At 34.0% G+C, this 23,814-nt stretch carries 17 protein-coding genes; 6 read left to right on the forward strand and 11 right to left on the reverse strand.

Translation table 11 applies throughout. From position 1 onward, the window contains the following. Positions 1-9: 9 nt before the first annotated feature. The 10 genes from ACF91D_RS14215 to rpmH form a co-directional block, all read right to left on the reverse strand. Positions 10-1,836 (reverse strand): subtype A tannase, encoded by a 1,827-nt coding sequence (locus tag ACF91D_RS14215; RefSeq protein ID WP_107589820.1) that lies wholly within the window; start codon positions 1,834-1,836, stop codon positions 10-12. Positions 1,837-1,970: 134 nt separating this feature from the next. Further along, the gene (locus tag ACF91D_RS14220; protein WP_107589821.1) at positions 1,971-2,867 is read right to left on the reverse strand and encodes a LysR family transcriptional regulator; all 897 of its coding nucleotides are present in this window, start codon (positions 2,865-2,867) and stop codon (positions 1,971-1,973) included. A 210-nt stretch (positions 2,868-3,077) separates the two neighbouring features. Further along, positions 3,078-3,434, reverse strand: a complete 357-nt coding sequence (locus tag ACF91D_RS14225) for a hypothetical protein (protein WP_107589822.1) — start codon at positions 3,432-3,434, stop codon at positions 3,078-3,080. An 837-nt stretch (positions 3,435-4,271) separates the two neighbouring features. After that, the gene (locus ACF91D_RS14230; RefSeq protein ID WP_107589823.1) at positions 4,272-5,732 is read right to left on the reverse strand and encodes a carbon starvation CstA family protein; all 1,461 of its coding nucleotides are present in this window, start codon (positions 5,730-5,732) and stop codon (positions 4,272-4,274) included. A gap of 898 nt (positions 5,733-6,630) precedes the next feature. After that, complete coding sequence (gene noc / locus ACF91D_RS14235) at positions 6,631-7,470, reverse strand: nucleoid occlusion protein (protein WP_107512976.1); 840 nt, start codon at positions 7,468-7,470, stop codon at positions 6,631-6,633. Between the two features lie 41 nt (positions 7,471-7,511). Further along, positions 7,512-8,231, reverse strand: coding sequence for a 16S rRNA (guanine(527)-N(7))-methyltransferase RsmG (gene rsmG / locus ACF91D_RS14240; protein ID WP_042737788.1), 720 nt, complete (start codon positions 8,229-8,231; stop codon positions 7,512-7,514). A gap of 1 nt (position 8,232) precedes the next feature. Beyond that, positions 8,233-10,110, reverse strand: coding sequence for a tRNA uridine-5-carboxymethylaminomethyl(34) synthesis enzyme MnmG (gene mnmG, locus ACF91D_RS14245; protein ID WP_042737789.1), 1,878 nt, complete (start codon positions 10,108-10,110; stop codon positions 8,233-8,235). Positions 10,111-10,126: 16 nt separating this feature from the next. Next, the gene (gene mnmE, locus ACF91D_RS14250; RefSeq protein WP_107527087.1) at positions 10,127-11,506 is read right to left on the reverse strand and encodes a tRNA uridine-5-carboxymethylaminomethyl(34) synthesis GTPase MnmE; all 1,380 of its coding nucleotides are present in this window, start codon (positions 11,504-11,506) and stop codon (positions 10,127-10,129) included. A gap of 193 nt (positions 11,507-11,699) precedes the next feature. After that, positions 11,700-12,044 (reverse strand): ribonuclease P protein component, encoded by a 345-nt coding sequence (rnpA, locus tag ACF91D_RS14255; RefSeq protein ID WP_042737790.1) that lies wholly within the window; start codon positions 12,042-12,044, stop codon positions 11,700-11,702. Positions 12,045-12,192: 148 nt separating this feature from the next. Then, positions 12,193-12,330, reverse strand: a complete 138-nt coding sequence (rpmH, locus tag ACF91D_RS14260; protein WP_000240855.1) for a 50S ribosomal protein L34 — start codon at positions 12,328-12,330, stop codon at positions 12,193-12,195. A gap of 730 nt (positions 12,331-13,060) precedes the next feature. On the opposite strand from rpmH, the gene dnaA reads away from it, so the two are divergent. The 6 genes from dnaA to gyrA all read left to right on the forward strand — a co-directional run bounded on the left by dnaA (position 13,061) and on the right by gyrA (position 22,337). Beyond that, positions 13,061-14,431: a chromosomal replication initiator protein DnaA gene (gene dnaA / locus ACF91D_RS14265; protein ID WP_042737791.1), complete on the forward strand. Its 1,371-nt coding sequence runs from the start codon at positions 13,061-13,063 to the stop codon at positions 14,429-14,431. A 241-nt stretch (positions 14,432-14,672) separates the two neighbouring features. Continuing rightward, a complete protein-coding gene (dnaN, locus tag ACF91D_RS14270; protein ID WP_107589824.1) occupies positions 14,673-15,806 on the forward strand; it encodes a DNA polymerase III subunit beta in 1,134 nt (377 codons plus the stop codon). 518 nt (positions 15,807-16,324) lie between these two features. Beyond that, positions 16,325-16,558: a S4 domain-containing protein YaaA gene (yaaA, locus tag ACF91D_RS14275; RefSeq protein WP_182475075.1), complete on the forward strand. Its 234-nt coding sequence runs from the start codon at positions 16,325-16,327 to the stop codon at positions 16,556-16,558. Next, positions 16,555-17,670 carry a DNA replication/repair protein RecF gene (recF, locus tag ACF91D_RS14280; protein WP_042737793.1) on the forward strand — a complete coding sequence of 372 codons (1,116 nt, stop codon included), beginning with the start codon at positions 16,555-16,557 and terminating at the stop codon, positions 17,668-17,670. Before yaaA ends, recF begins: the two co-directional genes overlap by 4 nt. 12 nt (positions 17,671-17,682) lie before the next feature. Next, positions 17,683-19,614 (forward strand): DNA topoisomerase (ATP-hydrolyzing) subunit B, encoded by a 1,932-nt coding sequence (gyrB, locus tag ACF91D_RS14285; RefSeq protein WP_182475074.1) that lies wholly within the window; start codon positions 17,683-17,685, stop codon positions 19,612-19,614. Positions 19,615-19,649: 35 nt separating this feature from the next. Further along, on the forward strand, positions 19,650-22,337 hold the full coding sequence (gene gyrA / locus ACF91D_RS14290) for a DNA gyrase subunit A (protein ID WP_107526790.1): 2,688 nt from the start codon (positions 19,650-19,652) through the stop codon (positions 22,335-22,337). A 432-nt stretch (positions 22,338-22,769) separates the two neighbouring features. Here gyrA and ACF91D_RS14295 read toward each other — a convergent pair whose 3' ends face one another. Beyond that, positions 22,770-23,582: an NAD(P)H-hydrate dehydratase gene (locus tag ACF91D_RS14295; RefSeq protein ID WP_042737796.1), complete on the reverse strand. Its 813-nt coding sequence runs from the start codon at positions 23,580-23,582 to the stop codon at positions 22,770-22,772. Positions 23,583-23,814 lie beyond the last annotated feature (232 nt).

The raw sequence follows: 23,814 nt of genomic DNA on the forward strand, positions 1-23,814 counted from the left end.
GTAAATCCACTATTTTTTATTTACTTTTTTAACCCAATTAATAAAGTTTGTCTCAGGGTCTCCTGAAGTTTCAGCCATTGTATGTTGTTTATCCCAAACTGTTTTAAAATCAACATGCCCTTTTCCAACTATTTGTTTTAAAGCTAAAGCTAAGTTCGTTTCTACATTAAGTGATGTATCACCTTGTTGAATACCTGTTCTAATTCTCCAATTTTTAGCTACATTGGATTTTCCATAGCCACTATACGCATCTGATAAATAATACATTGGATTATACATATTTTGTCTTGTCGCAATAGATGATCCTAATGCATCCTTTTTCGTTAAATCATCTTTATATGCTTTAGCGTATTTAGCTTTCCAACCACTTAATTTACTATATTCTGTTTTGTTCTTTGTTAAGAGTTGAGCAACAGTCCTATCGAAATGTAACTTACTATTATTTCCAGACGTACCAAATACTTCGTTCTCAGCTTGACTCTTATTTAAATCGTCAAATGCAGGTACATTTTTTGTTGGTTTTTTATAATATTTAGCGAAATCCTTCAAGCTAGTAATATGTGCTTGCTTGGTTTTCTTATTATAAGTAATCCATTTTCCTTTTTTATTCAAGGATTTTAAATAATCATCTATTGTTTTATAGGTCTTACTTGTTTGTTGACCCATCATTTGTGGCATTTTTTTATTTTGCTTTTGGCCTTCACTTGGCATTGTCATACCAGCTTGCTGACTATTGCTTTGTTTATATGGGAATTTCGTATTATTTAAAAATTCTGTCGCCGATTTTTCTATTTCTTTTTTCATATATTTTACATATGAACCGTTAGTATATTCACCATTTTTAGATTTTTTCAATGTTAATTGCTTATTGCCATCTTTTAGATTTAATTTATTTAAATATTTACCATAACTTGCTGCTAAATCAGTAGATAATTGACCAGTAAATGTATTATCTTTTCTTTTACCTGAATTAGAATATTGGCCCATATTCCATTCATATGCTGCATCTGCTTGATCTAAACTTGTTATTGGACACCAAGCCATTGCGCCATCTATTTTATCACTGATGTATTTACCATCTTTATCTGTCATAGCAGCACCGATTTTTTTCAGATATTTGTAATATAATTTACTGTCTCCGGAAGCACCCATAATTGAACTTTGTGCTCCTCCTCCACTATGGCCAAATGTATAAACTTTAGTACTATTACCAGGTAAAGCATTACTATTAAATCGATAGTAACGTACCGCTGCTTTCAAATCTGTCACACCCCAAGGCGCGCCAATTTCATAATCCACTTTTTGTTTACTAGATTGCTGGTCGCCCATAGACATGCTACGACCTCTTAATCCTGCTTGAACATAGATAAAGCCAGATTTCATATATTTTGAAATCGTACTATAACTATATGATTCTGGAGCACTTTGCGCGGCATAACCTGGTGTGTTTACTGGATAAACGATCGGTGCCGTCTTTGCAGTATAACCTTTAACTTTATTTGTCTTATTAACCGTGACTGTATAGTTACCCTTATTATTCTTCTTACCATTAAAGTAAGCTGCAGGAACATAAATACCCATCTTTTCGACATCTTTAGCTTGTGGCTTAGTGACGTAACTCACATTCAATTGATAGTATACTTTATGTTTACTATCATACTTCCACTTCGTATTATCTATTTTTAATTTCGATGTTGCTTGATTGTAGTTTTTTATTTTCACTTTTGAAGTATCGACACTATTATTAGATTGCTTTTTAGATTGTTGTCCATCATGAGAACTACATCCTGCTAACAACAGAGTCGCACTTAAAACAGAAATAATTATTTTTTTCATTTGTTGCCTCCTTAAACATTTTGAAATTAAAATTAATCATAAAATATTTATGGAAGCATTATCAATTCAACTTTGCATGCAAATTCATTCTATATTGGAATTAACAGACGATTCTCTATGGCATTATTATACAGTTATTCATTTTCAGAAGTAGCTATACTCTCTAATTTAACTAAATTAATAAACGCTGCAATCCCATCATTTATAGTGACATGGTCATGCACAGTCATATTGATATATGTCGTGATATTAGGTTCAAAAGGTATAATCTTAATACAATCATCTGCAAAGTAACGTGCCTGTTGCTCCATGATTAACGCCACACCTTCACCAATATGTGCCATTTCTAATAAATTTTCTATACGTGGTGCAGTAAAGGAAATCATTGGATAAAATTGCTCGCGCTTACACAGTGAAAGAAACAATTCATGTTCTAAAGTAAAATCCGGTGTCATGTATAATTCAATATCTTTAAGCATATTTAACGATATTTCAGATTCTGTAGCAAATGCATGTGATTTATCTACTACAGCACATAGACGTTCTTGTACATAAGTATAACTGTACTCTCCAATTGCAGGTGTCCGTTCTCTTAGAAAGCTAATATCAATACGTCCCTCTTCAATCATTTGATGTAAGTCTGGTTCAAATCCTTCATGTACCTTAAATCTTAAATTTGGATGTGCTTTCATTGTTTCAGAGACGATTTCAGTAATTCCATATTCAATCATTACACGCGACGTTCCTAAATTAATTGACGTAATTTCCGATGCTGTCTGTTGCTGTAAATGTTCTTGCATTTCCTGATGATTTTGTACAATTAACTGCGCATAATGTAAAAATAATTCTCCCGCTTCAGTCAATTTAATCTGCTTGTTGCTACGATCTATGAGTTGATAGCCGCATTCATTTTCTAAAGCAACAATATGTTTCGATAACGTAGATTGCGCAATGTAAAGTGATTGTGAAGCTTTAAAGTAATTCTTGTACTGAGCTAATATTATAAATTCATTAAGATGTGCAATTTCCATAATCTATTCACCTTACCAATCTGTTTATAATTTTATTCTATTTTATATGTAATATAGGCAATTCGCCAACGTACTCCCCATTAACTTAGAAAAAGTATTGTTGCATCATAATAAATTCGAATTCAAATAGTAAGAGAGCTAGCCCATTATTACAGACTAGCTCTCGTATATTGAGCATAGGCCTTTACGACCAAAGCTCACGAATTTATATTATTCATTTGTTAAAATGTGATTTTTCGCTTCTTTAGAATCTAACAGACTTAAATTTTCAGTGGCTGTTTTTAAAGTATCGAGTGAATCTTCAAAGTAGACAAATGTTGCTTGATAAATATCATTACCTGCATCAGTTAATGTAGCGCTTGTATTCGCTTCTCCTAATTGAGCCATCACTGATTTCGCTGATTTAACGTAAGTTGACAGTGCTGATAATGTTAATTTTTCACTTTGTGCTATACAAAAATAACGTTCTGCTTTATTACTTTTTTCAATACGTTTCAAATAATGCGCGTTAATTGCCTGCACTTCATATTTATCATTTTCTATAATACTTGTTGTAGCTTTTAACATATTTAAACCTCTGCTTTCATAATTAAGGTATTAAGTCTGATATAGTATGAGCAGTACATTGAATGATATATTCATGAATATTTAAGGAATGACTGATATACCAGTTTGAATTTTTGTATCTTGATTTTACGTTATTTGATTAAATTACACTTCTATTTGTTTTATAAAAGACGTTATTTGAACATTTCAGTTTAAATCATATATATTAAATTTTATTTTCTAGTTAAATTATTCCTTTAAATATTTACTATTTCCACTTAATCACTTACGATTCAACATCATAACAAGTTTTATAATAAAAATCACGAATTTTCCCTCATAAAAATAATATACAATGAAATTGTAATTTTTTAGAAATTACTACGTAATACATCTGTAAAAAACTTTAATAATATACTTTCAGTAACTGATTACACACTTATATTTTTTGATTATCACTTAAAATTTGATCCATCATCTCTTAAGTTACAGCTCAACAAAAGCGAATACGAATGACGTTATAACATACTAGCCATCGTACAACTACTCCTAAAATAGGCTGATGTTTTTCGTGAAACATCAACCTTGTTACTTCATTACTATAAAAATCCTCAATATATTGCAGCTATAAATCATGCTTTGTCGTATTTGATTTGGCTAAACATAACAGTTAATAGTTGGTAGTTTTAACTTTTCCTATACATCTTGTCCTATTTGCATCTATCTTTAACTATAAAGATATGTATTTATCGGTGCTTTAACTAAAACATTATTTCACAAGACAAAAGACAACTGCTTTGCAATTAGCAATTGTCCTTCATCTTTCGATAATATTATTTATGCCACACAAATATTAATTTATGAGACAATTTGTTGTTGTGTTTGAATCGGATGATCAAGTTCAAATTGGCCTACTAAAGCTGTCATTTTTCTATATTGGTAAATGAAATACGCAATCCAAATTGCAGTTAGTACAAAACCTATAACATAACTCATGTTAAGATCTAAGCCTAGACCTATTTTTTGGCTCAAAATATATACAAATATATTCCAAGTCATAAATACAGCAGGAATCGCTGCAACCCAGAAGTTCTTCTTAGCTATAAGTAAATACATTGCTCCTACCCATAAGGCAATGACAGCAGTCGTCTGATTAGCCCAAGAGAAATATCGCCATAAGATTGTGAAATCAACTTGTGTTAATGCAAAGCTAATTATAAATAATGGTGCAGAAATTATAATACGTTTTAGTAAACTACTCTGACTATAATTCAAATAATCTGCAATAATCATACGCGCACTTCTAAAGGAAGTGTCTCCACTCGTAATTGGTAAAATGATAACACCTAATACAGCAATCGTACCAAGCACTGAGCCTAATAACAGATGCGAAGCCTTACTTACGACTAAAGCTGCCTCACCTTTAGCTAACACTTCATTCAATCCATCATAACCATTGAATAAACTCATACCTGCTGCAGCCCATATCATCGCAATAATACCTTCTGCAATCATCATCCCATAGAATATAAAGCGACCATTCTTTTCTTTATTCGTAGTTCTCGAAATAATAGGTGTTTGTGTAGCATGAAATCCTGATAATGCACCACAAGTAATTGTAAAGAATAACAATGGGAAGATTGGTGCACCATCTGGATGCATATTTTGTAAATTAAGTTCTGGTATTGGCGCTCCTGTTTGAATTAGTCGGAAACCAACCCCCACTGCACTAATTAATAAAAGTGCACCAAATATTGGATAAATACGCCCTATAATTTTATCAATTGGTAAAATTGTAGATAGAATATAATAAACAAATATTGCAAAAATGATTATACCTAATGCAATACGTCCATCCATTAAATTATGTAATAATAATGCTGGACTCGTAACAAATACAGTACCCGTTAACAATAATAATAAAATAGAAAAGATATTAACAAAGTGTTTCATCACTTGACCTAGAAATTTCCCAGCCAATTCAGGAAGATGTGCACCTTTATTTCTAATAGATATCATGCCAGTTAAATAATCATGCACAGCACCAGCGAATATACAACCTACAACAATCCAGATAAATGCGACTGGTCCATACAATGCCCCCATAATTGGACCAAATATTGGCCCTACACCCGCAATATTTAATAATTGTATCAATGAATTAGAAGAAGTTTTCATTGGTACATAATCCACATTATCCCTTTGGTCATATGCTGGCGTTGGTCGGTCTTCTTTAGGTCCAAACATTTTGTCAATATATTTACCATAAGTAAAATAACCTACAACCAGTAAAATGATAGCTACGATAAACGTAATCATTAAACTCCCCCTTTAACATGTAAGCGTTTTCTTAATTTAATCATAGTTTGTATTATTACACAATAGCCTTATTTTATTTTCCAGGGAATAATTAAACTTGTAGTATTTTGATTATTTAAATGCTTATTTTACCAATAAAAAGTGCAATGATATTACTAGTTAAAATTACTATGAGAGAATAATGGTTAATGAGTATGTCCTGAAATCACATCATACTTTAGCTATAAACAATTTGATTCAAAGTGTTTTTAATATGCATTTAGATATTGATAGGAAGGATATTGGTGAGACTCCTGAGGGAACAGGACAAGCTGAAGACTACAGGCTGAAGCTGTCCCCTAGGAATGCGAGCCAACAATACGAACTTAATATCAATCAAATAACCAGTAAATAAGGTAGGATGAATTTGCAAATACAAACAAGACATATTTAATTCCGAAGATGTTAATGTAGTTTATTATTTTAATGTAAAAACATAATGCTGCTTTACGAAGTATTGTTGGTGAGACTCCTGAGGGAACAGGACAAGCTGAAGACTACAGGCTGAAGCTGTCCCCTAGGAATGCGAATCAAATACGAATTAATTAAAACCAACAGATGAAGTATTAACAATTTAATGATTTAATGATTTATATCCCAATACGAACAAGACAAATTTAATGCACAGATTTAAACGTATGTTACTGTGAAAATCATTTATGAATACAACGTATTTTGGTGAGACTCCTGAGGGAACAGGACGAGCTGAAGACTACAGGCTGAAGCTGTCCCCTAGGAAAGCGAACCAAATACGAATTAATAAAAAAAGAGCCCTCAGATAAATTGAATTCATCTGAGAGCTATTTTTCTGGAATTTGTATCCCAAACTTTTTGCTAACATTTTACTATTTGAAGTGTACTAACGCTTATATAACTTAATCTTGATTTCGTAATAATCTTCATGATCTTTTGTTTGATGCTCAACTTGAATACCACTTTGTTCAATAGACTCGATACTCTTGCCAACAGTCTCACGTGCGTCAGTTAAATCTTTAGCAAACTCAAAGCGTTGCGCTTTCACCTTTTCTGGACCAACCTTTTGTTTCACACGTGCTTCAGTTTGTTTAACATTTAATTTTTGGCTAATAATTGTCTCTACTAAGATTTCTTGATCTTCCTCTGATAAACTTAGTAATGCACGGGCATGACGTTCCGTAATTTTTCCTTCTCTTAAACGTTCAATTACCTTTGGCGCAAGCTTTAACAAACGTAATTTATTAGCAATAAAGCTCTGACTTTTACCAACACTTTTAGCTAATTCACTTTGTGTTGTATCGCCAATTTCTAGCAGCTTTTTATATGCTTCCGCTTCTTCAATAACTGATAAATTTTCACGTTGAATATTTTCAATCAATGCAACAACTGCTGTTTCTTCATCATCTAAAAATCTAATGATTACGTCAGCATGTGTCTTGCCAATGCTTTGTAAAGCTCTAAATCGACGCTCGCCTGCAATAATTTCAAACATTTCTTCCTCAATTGGACGTACGACAATCGGTTGCAACAAACCATGTTCTTCTATAGATTCTGCGAGTTCTTTAATCTTATTTGGCTCAAATACTTGTCTTGGTTGATAACGGTTTGGCACAATGCGCTCAATATGAATAGATTCAACGTTATTATTATAATCTTCTTCAATATAACCAACTATGTCATCTTTATTTTTTAAACCAAATAATTTAGAAAAAGGTTTCTTCATAATTTATGCGCTCCCTCTAAATTAATTGTTATTAACTGTTATTACTTTTCTAGTAATGGTGACTTATTTGGCGTACCAGGTTTTCTTGGATATTTTTTTGGCGTTTGACTTCTTTTTTCAATGATCATCATCTGTCTATCACCAGCATCCTCAGGTAATTCATATGAAATTGTGTCTATGACCTTTCCACCGAACACACCGATTCCAAAAGCAGCTTCTTCTAACTCTTCGTCACCTTTAGCTGATTTCAATGCGATGAATTGACCACCCTTTTTCACTAACGGTATACATAATTCACTTAATACTGAAAGTCTAGCCACCGCTCTTGCTGTTACGATATCATAAGACTCCCTGTAGACTCCTTTACCAAATGTTTCCGCCCTATCATGTACGAAACTAACATCTTGTAATCCTAAGGCATCTGCTAATTGATTAAGAAATTGAATACGTTTATTGAGTGAATCTACTATTGTTACCTTTAAGTTTGGAAAAATAATTTTTAACGGGATACTTGGGAAACCAGCGCCAGCACCTACATCACATAATGACATTGATTGCGAAAAATCCGCATAAAAACTCGGTGCAATCGAATCATAAAAGTGCTTTAAATATACTTCGTGTTCCTCTGTAATGCTCGTTAAATTCATTTTTTCGTTCCATTCGACAAGCATTTGATAGTACGTTTGAAACTGTTGCTGTTGTTGTTCCGAAAGTTCTATCCCATGTGTACTCAGTTGCTTAGTTAACCACTCTACGCCCATGTTAATTGTTCACCCTTTGAATTTTACCTTGTTCTAAGAAGACAAGTAAAATTGAAATATCAGCAGGATTCACACCAGAAATTCGTGATGCTTGTGCGATATTCAACGGTTTAACTTCTGCTAATTTTTCTCTAGCTTCTGTAGCTAAACTATCTACTTTACTATAATCTAAGTCTTCTGGAATTTTCTTTTCTTCCATGCGTTTTACTTTTTCAACTTGTTGTAATGACTTATTGATATAGCCTTCGTATTTCGTTTGAATTTCAACTTGTTCTTCAACATCTGCAGGTAGTTGATGTGATTCTTCAAGGATATCAAGAATTAAATCATATGTCATTTCAGGACGACGTAATAATTCTAAAGCTAAGATACCATCTTTCAGACGTGAACCACCTTGTGCTTCAATAATTGATTGTACATGTTCACTAGGTTTAACACGAATACCTTTAAGACGTTCTTGTTCATTACGAATCATTTCTCTCTTTTCATTAAAGCGTGCATAACGTTCTTCTGAAATCATACCAATTTCGTAACCTAAATCCGTCAATCTTAAGTCTGCATTATCATGTCTTAATAATAAACGATATTCTGCTCTAGATGTTAATAAACGATATGGTTCATTTGTACCTTTTGTAACAAGGTCATCGATAAGTACGCCAATATAGGCATCCGAACGGCTTAATATCACTTCTTCTTTTTGTTGAACTCGAGCAGCAGCATTAATGCCAGCCATTAAACCTTGACCTGCCGCTTCTTCATATCCTGATGTACCATTAATTTGACCAGCTGTGTATAAGTTTTTAATTTTTTTAGTTTCTAAAGTCGGCCATAATTGTGTAGGCACTAATGCATCATATTCAATTGCATAACCTGCACGCATCATATCTGCTTTCTCTAGGCCTGGAATTGTTTCCAACATTTGACGTTGAACATGTTCTGGTAAACTTGTTGATAAGCCTTGTACATATACCTCATTTGTATTACGTCCTTCAGGCTCTAGGAATAATTGATGACGTGGTTTATCATTGAAACGTACAAATTTATCTTCAATTGATGGACAGTATCTTGGACCTGTACCTTTAATCATACCTGAATACATAGCTGATAAATGTAAATTGTCATCAATCACTTGGTGTGTTTCACCATTAGTGTATGTTAACCAACATGGTAATTGATCTAATATATATTCAGTAGTTTCAAAGCTAAATGCTCTTCCTACATCATCGCCTGGTTGGATTTCTGTTTTTGAGTAGTCGATCGTTTTTGCATTAACTCGTGGAGGGGTACCTGTTTTAAAACGTACAACTTCAAACCCTAATGATCTTAAGTTATCTGCAAGAGAAATAGAAGGTAATTGATGGTTTGGACCACTTGAATACTTCATATTACCTAAGATAATTTCACCACGTAAGAAAGTACCTGTAGTAATAATTACAGCTTCCGCCCAATATTCAGTACCGATATTCGTACGTACACCTTTGATTACATCGTCTTCAATAATCAAATCATCAACCATGCCTTGCATAATATCTAGGTTTTCTTCATCTTCAATTACTTTTTTCATTTCTTGTTGATATAATACTTTATCCGCTTGAGCACGTAATGCTCTTACCGCTGGACCTTTACCTGTATTCAGCATACGCATTTGGATATGCGTTTTATCGATTGTTTTTGCCATTTGACCACCTAGCGCATCGATTTCACGTACAACGATACCTTTTGCTGGTCCACCTACAGATGGGTTACATGGCATAAATGCAATATTATCTAAGTTAATTGTTAACATTAATGTTTTTGCACCGCGACGTGCTGAAGCAAGTCCAGCTTCTATTCCCGCATGTCCAGCTCCAATTACTATTACGTCATATTTTTGAGCCATAATTGTTCCTCCTTAATTATTTTCCTAAACAGAATTGGCTAAACAGTTGATCGATTAATTCATCGCTTGCTGACTCACCAATAATTTCACCTAATAATTCCCATGTTCTTGTTAAATCAATTTGTACCATATCCATTGGTACTCCAGATTCAGCAGCATCTATAGCATCTTGAATTGAATTTCTCGCTTGTTTTAATAATGAGATATGTCTGGAATTTGAAACGTATGTCATATCTTGATTTTGAACGTCTCCACCAAAGAATAAATCTCTAATTTGTAATTCTAATTGATCGATACCTTCTTGTTTCAACATTGAAGTTTGAATAAGTGGTGTATCTCCAATCATTGCTTTAACTTCTTCCATATCTAAACGTTGTTCCAAATCCATCTTATTAACGATGACAATTGCATCTTCATTCTTAATTACTTCATATAACTGTCGATCTTCCTCCGACAATGTTTCATTATAATTTAAGACAAATAAGATTAAATCCGCTTCACTCAGTGCCTTTCTAGAACGTTCGACACCGATACGCTCAACGATATCTTCTGTGTCACGAATCCCTGCCGTATCAACTAATCTTAATGGAACTCCTCTGACATTTACATACTCTTCTAACGTATCTCGTGTAGTTCCTGCAACTTCTGTCACAATCGCTTTGTTATCTTGTATCAGGTTATTAAGCATTGAAGACTTACCAACATTCGGTTTACCAACAATGACTGTAGACAAACCTTCTCTCATAATCTTACCTTGTGCACCAGTTTCTAATAGTTTATTAATTTCTTGTTTAATTTGCGTTGATTGCTCTAGTAAAAATTCTGTCGTCGCATCTTCTACGTCATCGTATTCTGGATAATCTATATTGACTTCGACTTGAGCAAGGATTTCGAGAATGGATTGACGCTGTCGCTTAATCATATCACTTAAACGACCCTCAATTTGATTCATTGCAACTTTAGATGCTCGATCGGTTTTAGAACGAATAAAGTCCATCACCGCTTCTGCTTGTGATAAATCAATGCGGCCATTTAAAAATGCACGTTTCGTATATTCACCAGGTTCAGCAATGCGTGCACCATATGTCATAGTTAATTCCAACACTCTATTAATTGTTAAAATACCGCCATGACAATTTATTTCTACGATATCTTCTCGTGTAAAGGTCTTTGGTCCCCTTAACACCGATACCATTACTTCCTCAACTACTTCATTTGATTCTGGATCTACGATATGACCATAATTTATCGTATGAGTAGCTACATCTTTAAGTGATTTCTGACCTTTATATAACTTATCTGCAATTGTTAATGCATCTGAACCAGATAAACGCACAATCCCTATTGCACCTTCACCCATTGGTGTTGAAATACTCGTAATCGTGTCTAAATCCATCATCCATCTCGCCTCCCTTACCAGTCTAGTTAAGTAAAAAATTTCATTATAATATTGTAATGATTTTCATGAAAAAAAGCGAACATATTGCTTAGTGATATACAGTTAGTTAGTCTTACGTTTGTCTGAACGAAGTCTTACTTCCGTCTAAAATAATCACTTTCTCTATATGCTCCCCTACCCTATCATGAAATTATATCTTTTTGTTAAAAACTTTAGCTATCTTTAAAACATGTTCCAAGCTTGATTGTATTTGTAATGTATCCATATCTTTTGCTGGGTGTCTCGCTATAACAATAATTTCAATTGGTATAAGGTCTTCTTTATGCACTTTGAAATTTTCACGTATTGCTCGCTTGATTCTATTTCTAACAACAGCATTGCCAATCTTCTTCGAAACGCTAATACCCAGCCTAAAATGTGATAACTCTTTATTTACTTTGGTATAAACAACAAATTGTCTATTGGCTACTGATTTTCCCTTTTTATAAATAGCTTGAAAATCACTGTTTTTTTTAATTCTATATGCTTTTTCCACCAATGCATCACTCGCTTATCTTCTTCTGTAACATTTTGAACTAACTCAAATCAAACATTCCATTTAATATATTGACTAGCTACAGATATTAATGCGTATCTTACTTTATTTAAAACCTAAAAAAAAGACCACTGATGAGTCAGTGATCTTATGCTGATAAAACTTTACGGCCTTTACGACGACGACGCGCTAAAACTTTACGGCCATTTTTTGTGCTCATGCGCTTTCTGAAACCATGAACTTTACTATGTTTACGTTTATTTGGTTGATAAGTACGTTTTACCATGTAAAAACACCTCCATATTTATTCGGTTATCTAACAGTTATTATAGATAAATTGATATACGCTTCTGCTTTAAGTCTTGATTTAACTTTATAAATTCCTAGTCATAATTCAAGCAACTACTACAATATAACAAAATATATTTTATAAAGCAAGCACGAATTTAATTGCAGTATGAGCAGTTATTGTTCTGTTTCTCCTATTATATGGAAGTTTTTTATCACGATTATAGATGCAGCTTACATAAAAATACCGACATTACAGTAATTTATCCTTAATAAATCACTCCGCAAACGATTAGTTTGACCATTATACATTTTTCATACAGTATTTATAAATTATTTCCCAAGCCCACAAGATGCTTATTTTCTGTTATACTATTTCTTTCGCAAAGTTATCCACTTATACACAGTACAAATCGTTCTTACTGTGGATAATTTATAGGTCATTCACAAGTTTTTAGATAGTTTAATAACAAATTCACAGCTATTTGACAGAGGTTGATGTTAAAAAGTATAATTATGTGGATAAGTCATGTAGTTATTGATACATCAAGGGTTTGATTTATTAAATTATATACAAAATGCTGTGGATATAGTTATCATCATACATAGTTATCCACTGATTGTGATTAACTTGTGGATAATTATCAACACCTTGTTATTTAGTTTATCCACTGCACTGATTTTTGTGTATAACTTTTAAAATTTACTATATATGGAGTTTGTTAATTATGTCAGAACATGAAATTTGGGAAAAAGTCCTTACCTTGGCTCAAGAAAAAGTAAGTTATCCTAGCTATCAAACTTTTCTAAAAGATACCAAACTGCATTCATTAGAAAATGATGAGGCAGTCATTGTTATCGATGATCCATTTGTAGCCAATTGGTTAAAATCGCATTATGTTGAGATTATTCAAACCGCATTATATGAGGCAATTGGTCATGAAATTATGCCAGTATTTTATTCAGAAGACGAATTAGCAAATATGCAATCCGGTTCTTCTGAACAAAATTCAAATCAATCGCATCAACCTAAAGACACATATGAATCTGGTGTTGATGAAGCAAGAATTGGCGATGAACAATTTAATATGCATAATACTTTTGAAACATTTGTCATAGGTCCGGGCAATAGATTTCCACACGCTGCAAGTTTGGCTGTTGCAGAAGCACCAGCACAAGCATACAATCCACTATTTATCTATGGTGGCGTAGGATTAGGAAAGACACATCTAATGCATGCCATTGGTCATTATGTATTAGCCAATAATCCAGATGCGAAGGTCATTTACACATCTAGTGAAAAATTCACGAACGAATTTATTAAATCGATACGTGATAACAAAACAGAACAATTTAGAGAGAAATACCGTAATATCGATGTTTTGCTAATTGATGATATTCAATTCATACAAAATAAAGAGCAAACACAAGAAGAATTTTTCCATACATTCAATGAATTACATCAAGCGAATAAGCAGATCGTCATTTCTAGTGATAGACCACCTAAAGAAATTGCTAAATTAGAGGATCGCTTGCGTTCACGCTTTGAATGGGGCTTAATCGTTGATATTACACCACCAGATTATGAAACTCGAATGGCGATTTTGCATAAAAAAATCGAAGAAGAAAACTTAAATATTCCATCAGAAGCATTAACTTATATAGCTAATCAAATTCAATCGAATATTCGTGAATTAGAAGGGGCATTAACGCGTGTACTAGCCTTTTCTAAATTACAGGGACAACCAATTACGACTGAATTAACAGCTGCTGCACTAAAAGATATTATTCAAGCACCAAAATCAAAAAAAATTACAATTCAAGATATACAAAAAATCGTTGGCCAATACTATAGTGTGAAAATCGAAGACTTTAGTGCTAAGAAACGTACCAAGTCAATCGCATACCCACGCCAAATTGCAATGTATTTATCGCGTGAGTTGACTGATTTCTCACTACCGAAAATTGGAGAGGAATTTGGAGGTCGTGATCATACCACGGTAATTCATGCACATGAAAAGATACTCAAAGATATTAATAATGATCCGACGTTTAAACAAGAAGTAGAAAATCTTGAAAAAGAAATTAGAAATCAATAAAAAAGCTGTAATATAACAGATTAATTATGTGAATTTGAGGAATAACGTTAATAACAGACATTTTTTAAAATGTGGATAATGTGCAAAAGTAATACACACTACACACAAGTTATCCACAGTAGCTAAACGATGTCACCATTGAAAAAATTTCGGTTATCCACTAATTCACAAGCCCTACTACTATTACTACGGTTTTAAAACCTATATAATTTATTTATAAACGACTGGAAGGAGTTTAAAAATGATGGAATTCACAATTAGAAGAGATTATTTTATTAATCAATTAAATGACACACTTAAAGCCATCTCACCAAGAACTACATTACCTATCTTAACTGGTATAAAAATTGACGCTAAAGATAACGAAGTAATACTTACTGGATCTGATTCAGAAATTTCAATTGAGATTACAATCCCTAAACAAGTTGACGGAGAAGATATTGTTGATATTTCAGAAACTGGATCTGTTGTACTTCCTGGTCGTTTCTTCGTAGACATTATTAAAAAATTACCAGGTAAGGAAGTTAAACTTTCTACAAATGAACAATTCCAAACATTAATTACATCTGGTCATTCAGAATTTAATTTAAGTGGATTAGATCCTGACCAATATCCATTACTACCACAAGTATCAAGAGATGATGCAATTCAATTATCAGTAAAAGTGCTTAAAAACGTGATAGCACAAACAAATTTCGCAGTGTCCACGTCAGAAACACGCCCAGTACTTACTGGTGTGAATTGGCTTATACAAGAAAATGAATTAATATGCACAGCTACCGATTCGCATCGCTTAGCCGTGAGAAAAGTCGCATTGGAAGATAGTTCAGAAAATAAAAATGTCATTATTCCAGGTAAAGCATTATCAGAACTAAATAAAATTATGACTGATAGTGAAGAAGACATTGATATCTTCTTTGCTTCAAACCAAGTATTATTCAAAGTTGGAAATGTAAACTTTATTTCACGTTTATTAGAGGGGCATTATCCAGATACATCACGTTTATTCCCTGAGAACTATGAATTCAAGTTAGGTATTAATAACGGTGACTTCTATCATGCCATTGATCGTGCTTCGTTATTGGCACGTGAAGGCGGTAATAACGTTATTAAATTAAGCACAGGTAATGAACTTGTAGAACTATCTTCAACTTCACCTGAAATTGGTACAGTTAAAGAAGAAGTAAGTGCAAACAATGTTGAAGGTGGTAATCTGAAGATTTCATTCAACTCTAAGTACATGATGGATGCATTAAAAGCAATCGATAATGATGATGTTGAAATAGAATTCTTTGGGACAATGAAACCATTTATTCTAAAACCAAAAGAAGACGATTCTGTGACACAATTAATTTTACCAATCAGAACGTATTAAATTTGAGCATAAAATTATAAGTAGTATCCAAACAGATCTAGACGGAAAATGTCTAGATCTGTTTTTTGTGTAAATTAGATTTGAAACTGTGAATGATAAAAGAATAAGTTGTTATTTATTGAGAGGATATATTTTAAAAGCAATATAAAGGGTATGTGAGTTATTTTCTAAATAAAATGGATAAATCATACCTAATTATTAAAATGAAGCTAAAAACATGCTTAAAATGCCTCTATGAATTGGTGAATTATTACAAGTGAATACTCGTTATAAAAACGAGATAATTTTAAATTAAATAATTAGCATTTTGAAATAAATAGTATTTATAAAGAAAATGAATAAACTGACTTAAAATTTGTTATAATATTAAGTGTAAAACAATCGAGATAAGCACATTTCGAAAGCAGATGCTGAAAATAGTTAAAATATATTGAAAGAAAGCGATTTCCAACTGTATTTTGCATGAAATTTAGCGCTAAAAAATGTATAATATATTAATGAGCTTATAAAGAAATGGAGTGGTTGATTTGGTTGAAGAAGTAATTGTTGATGGTGACATCACATTAGGACAATTTCTAAAGACAGAAGGTATTATCGAATCTGGAGGCCAAGCAAAATGGTTCTTACAAGATTTTGAAGTCATGATAAATGGCGAACGTGAAACACGTCGAGGTAAAAAACTAAATCATCGAGATAGCCTAGAGATACCTGAAGTCGGTTCGTTTTTAATCATTCAACAAGGTGAAGAATGAAATTAAAGACGCTTCAGCTAGAGCATTATCGAAACTATGAGTCCATTTCTATAGAATGTCATCCTGAAGTCAATATCTTAATTGGTGAGAATGCGCAGGGCAAGACGAATCTACTAGAATCTATTTATACACTTGCACTAGCTAAGAGTCACCGTACATCAAATGATAAGGAACTCATACGTTTTGACAATGACTATGCTAAAATAGAGGGTGAACTTAGCTATAGATATGGCGATATGCCATTGACGATGTACATCACCAAAAAAGGCAAACAAGTAAAAATCAATCACTTAGAACAAAGTAGACTAACTCAGTATATTGGTCATTTAAACGTTGTATTATTTGCGCCGGAAGACTTAAATATTGTTAAAGGTTCGCCTCAAGTGAGACGTAGATTTATCGATATGGAATTGGGGCAAATTTCTGCAGTGTATCTCAATGATTTGTCGCAATATCAACGTATCTTAAAGCAAAAGAATAACTATCTTAAGCAGTTGCAATATGGACAAAAGACAGACACTACTATGCTAGAGGTCTTAAATCAACAGTTTGCGGAATATGCGCTGAAAGTAACTGAGCGTCGTAAGCATTTTATACGAGAATTAGAATCATTGGCTAAACCGATTCATTCGGGAATCACGGATGAACGTGAAACCTTGTCTTTAAAGTATTTACCTAGTATAAAGTTGGATGAAGACGACAGAAGCGATTCGGAACGTCTAGAGGAAGTCTTAACATTGCTTAACGACAACATGGAACGTGAGAAAGATAGAGGTGTCTGTTTATACGGTCCACATCGTGATGACCTTGGATTTGATGTCAACGGTATGGATGCACAGACATATGGTTCGCAAGGTCAACAAAGAACGACTGCCTTATCGATTAAATTAGCAGAAATAGAGTTGATGAATATCGAAGTAGGTGAGTATCCAATTCTATTGCTAGACGATGTTTTGAGTGAGTTAGATGATTCGCGTCAAACGCACTTATTAAGCACGATACAACATAAGGTTCAAACATTTGTAACGACAACATCAGTCGATGGAATAGATCATGAAATTATGAAGAACGCTAAACTTTATCGCATAAATCAAGGCGAAATTATAAAGTAACAGAAAGTGAAGGTGGAAGCATTGTCAGATGTGAATAACACGGAAGATTATGGTGCTGGACAGATTCAAGTATTAGAAGGACTCGAAGCGGTCCGTAAACGACCTGGTATGTATATCGGTTCTACTTCTGAAAAGGGCCTACACCATTTAGTGTGGGAAATCGTTGATAATAGTATCGATGAGGCGCTTGCCGGATATGCAGACAAGATTGAGGTTATCATCGAAAAGGATAACTGGATAAGAGTTACCGATAATGGTCGTGGTATCCCTGTAGGTATGCACGAAAAGATGGGACGTCCAGCGGTTGAAGTTATCTTAACAGTACTTCATGCTGGTGGTAAATTTGGTGGAGGCGGTTATAAAGTCTCTGGTGGATTACACGGTGTAGGTTCGTCTGTAGTAAACGCATTGTCTGAAGATCTTGAAGTTTATGTACATAAAGACGAAAAGATTTATCATCAAGCATATAAAAAAGGTGCGCCACAATTCGACTTGAAAGTGATTGGCGAAACAGATGAAAATACAGGTACTGAAATACGCTTTAAAGCAGACCCAGAAATCTTCACTGAAACGACGACTTATAATTACGAAACATTACAACAACGTATTAGAGAGCTTGCTTTCTTAAATAAAGGTATTACGATTGTGCTCAGAGATGAGCGTGAAGAAGAAGTAAGAGAAGATAGTTATCACTATGATGGTGGTATTAAATCTTACGTTGAAATGCTAAATGAAAACAAAGAACCACTTCATGAAGAACCTATCTATGTTCATCAATCAAAGGATGATGTAGAAGTAGAAATCGCATTGCAATATAATAGTGGTTTTGCTACTAATTTATTAACTTATGCAAATAACATTCACACATATGAAGGTGGTACACACGAAGAAGGATTTAAACGTGCGTTATCACGTGTGTTAAATAGTTATGGTCTTAATAGCAAAGTGATGAAAGAAGATAAAGAACGTTTATCTGGTGAGGATACACGTGAAGGATTGACAGCAATTGTATCAATCAAGCACGGTGATCCACAATTTGAAGGGCAAACTAAGACGAAACTTGGTAACTCTGAAGTACGTCAAATTGTTGATAAGCTATTCTCTGAGTTATTTGAAAGATTCTTATATGAGCATCCACAAGTTGGGCGTATCATCGTTGAGAAGGGAATTATGGCGTCTCGTGCACGACTTGCTGCTAAAAAAGCACGTGAAGTGACACGTCGTAAATCGGCATTAGAGGTTTCAAGTTTACCAGGTAAACTTGCAGACTGTTCTAGTAAAGATCCTGAACGCAGTGAAATCTTTATTGTTGAGGGTGACTCTGCCGGGGGGTCTACGAAATCAGGTCGTGACTCAGAAACTCAAGCAATCTTACCTTTACGAGGAAAGATATTAAATGTTGAGAAGGCACGTTTAGATCGTATCTTAAATAATAATGAAATACGCTCTATGATAACTGCATTTGGTACTGGAATTGGTGGAGAATTTGATTTGAGTAAAGCGCGTTACCATAAGATCATCATCATGACGGATGCAGACGTCGATGGTGCCCATATTAGAACGTTATTATTAACATTCTTCTATCGCTTTATGAGACCGTTATTAGAAGCGGGTTATGTTTATATTGCACAACCACCATTGTTTAAATTAACGCAAGGTAAACAAAAATATTATGTGTTCAATGATCGTGAATTAGAAAAACTTAAAGCAGAGTTAGATCCTAATCCAAAATGGTCTATTGCACGTTACAAAGGTCTTGGTGAGATGAACGCGGATCAATTGTGGGAAACTACAATGAATCCAGAAAACCGAGCGATGTTACAAGTATCATTAGAAGATGCGATTGACGCAGACCAAACATTTGAAATGTTAATGGGTGACGTTGTAGAGAATCGCAGACAGTTTATTGAAGATAACGCAGTTTATGCAAACTTAGATTTCTAAACCGATGAACTGAATTTTTGAAGGAGGATATCTTGATGGCTGAATTACCTGAATCAAGAATTAATGAACGGAATATTACGAATGAGATGCGCGAATCGTTTTTAGATTATGCGATGAGTGTTATCGTCTCACGTGCTTTACCAGATGTTAGAGATGGTTTAAAACCAGTACATCGTCGTATTTTATATGGATTGAATGAACAAGGTATGACACCTGACAAGTCATATAAGAAATCAGCACGTATTGTCGGAGATGTAATGGGTAAATATCACCCACATGGTGACTCATCTATTTACGAAGCAATGGTAAGAATGGCACAAGATTTCAGCTATCGATATCCTTTAGTTGATGGTCAAGGTAACTTTGGTTCGATGGATGGTGATGGCGCAGCTGCCATGCGTTATACGGAAGCACGTATGACGAAGATTACGTTAGAATTACTGAAAGATTTGAATAAGGATACAATCGACTTTATCGATAACTATGATGGTAACGAAAGAGAGCCGTCAGTCTTACCTGCTAGATTCCCTAACCTATTGGTCAATGGGGCATCAGGTATTGCGGTTGGTATGGCTACAAATATTCCACCACACAACCTTACAGAGGTTATCAATGGTATCTTAAGTTTAAGTTATAACTCAGATATCACGATTGCAGAATTAATGGAAGATATCCAAGGTCCTGATTTCCCTACTGCCGGTTTAATTATGGGTAAAAGTGGTATCCGCCGTGCATATGAAACAGGTCGTGGTTCAATACAAATGCGTGCACGTGCTGAAATTGAAGAGCGCGGTGGCGGTCGCCAACGTATCGTTGTTACAGAAATTCCTTATCAAGTAAACAAGGCAAGAATGATTGAAAAAATTGCTGAATTAGCACGTGATAAGAAGGTCGAAGGTATTACAGACTTACGTGATGAAACGAGTTTACGTACAGGCGTAAGAGTGGTTATTGATATTCGAAAAGATGCGAATGCGAGTGTTATTTTAAATAATTTATATAAACAAACGCCATTACAAACATCATTTGGTGTAAATATGATTGCGCTTGTAAAGGGTAGACCAAAGCTGATTAATTTGAAAGAAGCTTTAGTAGAGTACTTAGAGCATCAAAAAATCGTCGTTAGAAGACGTACAGAATATAATTTGAAAAAAGCACAAGACCGTGCCCATATCTTAGAAGGCTTACGAATTGCGTTAGATCATATCGACGAAATTATCACGACGATTCGTGAATCTGATACTGATAAAGTAGCTATGGCTAGCTTGCAAGAACGCTTTAAATTAACTGAAAGACAAGCGCAAGCAATACTTGATATGCGTTTGAGACGTTTAACTGGTTTAGAGCGAGACAAGATCGAAGAAGAGTATAATAACTTAATTGCTTACATTAAAGAATTGGAAGAAATTCTTGCTGATGAAGAAAAGTTATTACAAATCGTTCGTGATGAACTTATTGAAGTACGTGAGAAATTCGGTGATGATCGTCGTACTGAAATACAATTAGGTGGTTTAGACAATATTGAGGATGAGGATTTAATTCCTGAAGAGCAAATTGTTATCACTTTAAGTCACAATAACTATATTAAACGTTTACCAGTTTCTACGTATAGAGCACAACATCGTGGAGGTAGAGGCGTCCAAGGTATGAATACGTTAGAAGAAGACTTCGTGAGTCAACTTGTGACATTAAGTACACATGATAACGTGTTATTCTTTACCAATAAAGGTCGCGTATACAAACTTAAAGGTTACGAGGTACCAGAGTTATCACGTCAATCTAAAGGTATCCCTGTTGTTAATGCGATAGAATTAGATAACGATGAGGCCATTAGTACAATGATTGCCGTTAAAGATTTAGAAAGTGAAGAAGATTACTTAGTATTTGCGACACGTAAAGGTATCGTTAAACGTTCAGCATTGAGTAATTTCTCTCATATTAACAAAAACGGTAAGATAGCTATCGGCTTCAAAGATGACGATGAACTGATTGCAGTTCGTTTAACTGATGGTGAAGATGATATTCTTATCGGTACATCACATGCGTCATTGATTCGCTTCCCAGAAAGCGCATTGCGTCCATTAGGTCGTACTGCAGCTGGTGTTAAAGGTATTACCTTAAGAGAAGGAGATCGCGTTGTAGGTTTAGATGTGGCAAAATCGGACAGTAATGATGAAATTTTAGTTGTTACGGAAAATGGTTACGGTAAACGTACACCAGTAAATGACTATCGTCTATCCAACCGTGGTGGTAAAGGTATCAAGACTGCAACAATCACAGAACGAAATGGTAATATCGTTTGTATTACGACAGTCAACGGTGAGGAAGACTTGATGGTTGTGACTAATTCAGGTGTAATCATCCGTATTGATGTTCAAGATATTTCTCAAAATGGTCGTGCTGCTCAAGGTGTAAGATTGATTAAATTGAGCGACGAACAATATGTATCAACAGTAGCTAAGGTCAGTGAAGATGACGAAGAATCTGCAGATACAGAAGCAACGACAGCTGAAGGTTCTGATGAAGCAACTGATGTAAGCTCAGAAGCAATGATTGAAGGTGACGCACCAGGTAATACAATTCATACAGAAGTAACAGACAATAGTGATGAATCCGTAGATGGTGAAGATGGCGAGCGTCAAGAATTAAGACAAGACTTTATGGATCGTGTCAATGAAGATATAGAGAACGCTGACAACGACAATAATGACGATACAGAATAACTAATTAAATAAAATAAAGATAGAAGGCAGTTTCCAGATTTGGGAACTGCCTTTTTTTGTTGATGTAAATGAGATGGCATCGTGATTAACGATGTAGCATGTATGTTTGTTACAAGAACAGTTTATATATGTCTTAGATAAGGACAATTACGGGGATCTAGGAAAAACATACAATACAATTAACTAATTAGAATGTGGCTATGAAATAGCGTCATACTGATTAAGTATAGAAAGAAGATTATGTTGTTGTGTTTACAGTAGACAACAATATGAAAGGTTGATGACAAAGGTGCTAAAAGGCTATTAATCAACGTTTTTAGAGGTGTTGAATCGTTTGTGTTTACATGTGTAAATATAAAGTTGGTAGCACTGATATTAATAAAAAGACCCATCATCATATGTTAGATGATAGGTCCTTGTATATGGATTATATTAATTTTCTAATGATTTCATAACGCAAGGTATTTCACTGATTAGTCTTGAAGGTGGAACAACATACATCTTTTCTGATAATTGTTCTCCGATTAAACTATGCACATATGCAGCACTTGTTACCGCTTCTTCAATATCATTGAATTGTCCAACAAAGCTAGTAATCATACCTGCTAATGTATCACCCATACCACCAGTTGCCATAGCTGGTGTACCGATTGGTAATTTGTATTCATTTTGTTTAAAGTAAACTTCAGTGCCATGTTTCTTTAAGACGATTGTTGCTCCAATGCGATCAGCCGCTTCTCGATTACGCTCATAAGTTTGTTCTTCAATTGGAATGCCACTTAGACGTTCCCATTCCTTTTGATGCGGCGTGAAAATGACTCTACATGTTGGAATTTCTGGTTTCAATTTACTGAAGATTGTAATGGCATCTCCATCTACAATAAGCGTTTGGTGTGGTTGAATATTTTGTAATAGGAATGTGATAGCATTGTTTCCTTTGAAATCACAACCTAAACCAGGACCGATTAAGATACAATCCGTATTTTCGATCATTTTAGTTAACATCTTAGTATCATTGATATCAATAACCATTGCTTCTGGACAACGAGAATGTAATGCAGCATGATTGGTAGGATGTGTTGCTACCGTGATTAAACCACTGCCGCTATATACACAGGCACGTGCAGCTAACATGATTGCACCACCTAAATTCACATTACCACCTATTAAAAGAATCTTACCATAATCACCTTTATGTGTTTCATCTTTTCTTTTAGGAATGTTTACTGATGATAAAGTTTCCAAATTGAAACCTCCTTTTTGAGTTATATAGTCATTCAGATTATTTAATATAGATAACCCAATTAATTCACTAATTGGAAGGTTGTCATGTAGTTATTTTTTATATTCTTGCTACCCCACTTGTTCTTATAAAAAATATCGTCTAAGACCTAATTTTTAATTCGTTTTTATAAATACAATAGAGTATATTAAACCTGCTTTGCCCTTTAGTCAATAGTTAAAGTGATAAGAAAAT

Source organism: Staphylococcus sp. 231237_7MaSpsaltlick, assembly GCF_043107035.1.

Coding starts and splice junctions, on each gene's coding strand:
- ACF91D_RS14215 (WP_107589820.1), bottom strand. CDS start 1,836: ATGAAAAAAATAATTATTTCTGTTTTAAGTGCGACTCTGTTGTTAGCA.
- ACF91D_RS14220 (WP_107589821.1), bottom strand. CDS start 2,867: ATGGAAATTGCACATCTTAATGAATTTATAATATTAGCTCAGTACAAG.
- ACF91D_RS14225 (WP_107589822.1), bottom strand. CDS start 3,434: ATGTTAAAAGCTACAACAAGTATTATAGAAAATGATAAATATGAAGTG.
- ACF91D_RS14230 (WP_107589823.1), bottom strand. CDS start 5,732: ATGATTACGTTTATCGTAGCTATCATTTTACTGGTTGTAGGTTATTTT.
- noc (WP_107512976.1), bottom strand. CDS start 7,470: ATGAAGAAACCTTTTTCTAAATTATTTGGTTTAAAAAATAAAGATGAC.
- rsmG (WP_042737788.1), bottom strand. CDS start 8,231: ATGGGCGTAGAGTGGTTAACTAAGCAACTGAGTACACATGGGATAGAA.
- mnmG (WP_042737789.1), bottom strand. CDS start 10,110: ATGGCTCAAAAATATGACGTAATAGTAATTGGAGCTGGACATGCGGGA.
- mnmE (WP_107527087.1), bottom strand. CDS start 11,506: ATGGATTTAGACACGATTACGAGTATTTCAACACCAATGGGTGAAGGT.
- rpmH (WP_000240855.1), bottom strand. CDS start 12,330: ATGGTAAAACGTACTTATCAACCAAATAAACGTAAACATAGTAAAGTT.
- dnaA (WP_042737791.1), top strand. CDS start 13,061: ATGTCAGAACATGAAATTTGGGAAAAAGTCCTTACCTTGGCTCAAGAA.
- dnaN (WP_107589824.1), top strand. CDS start 14,673: ATGATGGAATTCACAATTAGAAGAGATTATTTTATTAATCAATTAAAT.
- recF (WP_042737793.1), top strand. CDS start 16,555: ATGAAATTAAAGACGCTTCAGCTAGAGCATTATCGAAACTATGAGTCC.
- gyrA (WP_107526790.1), top strand. CDS start 19,650: ATGGCTGAATTACCTGAATCAAGAATTAATGAACGGAATATTACGAAT.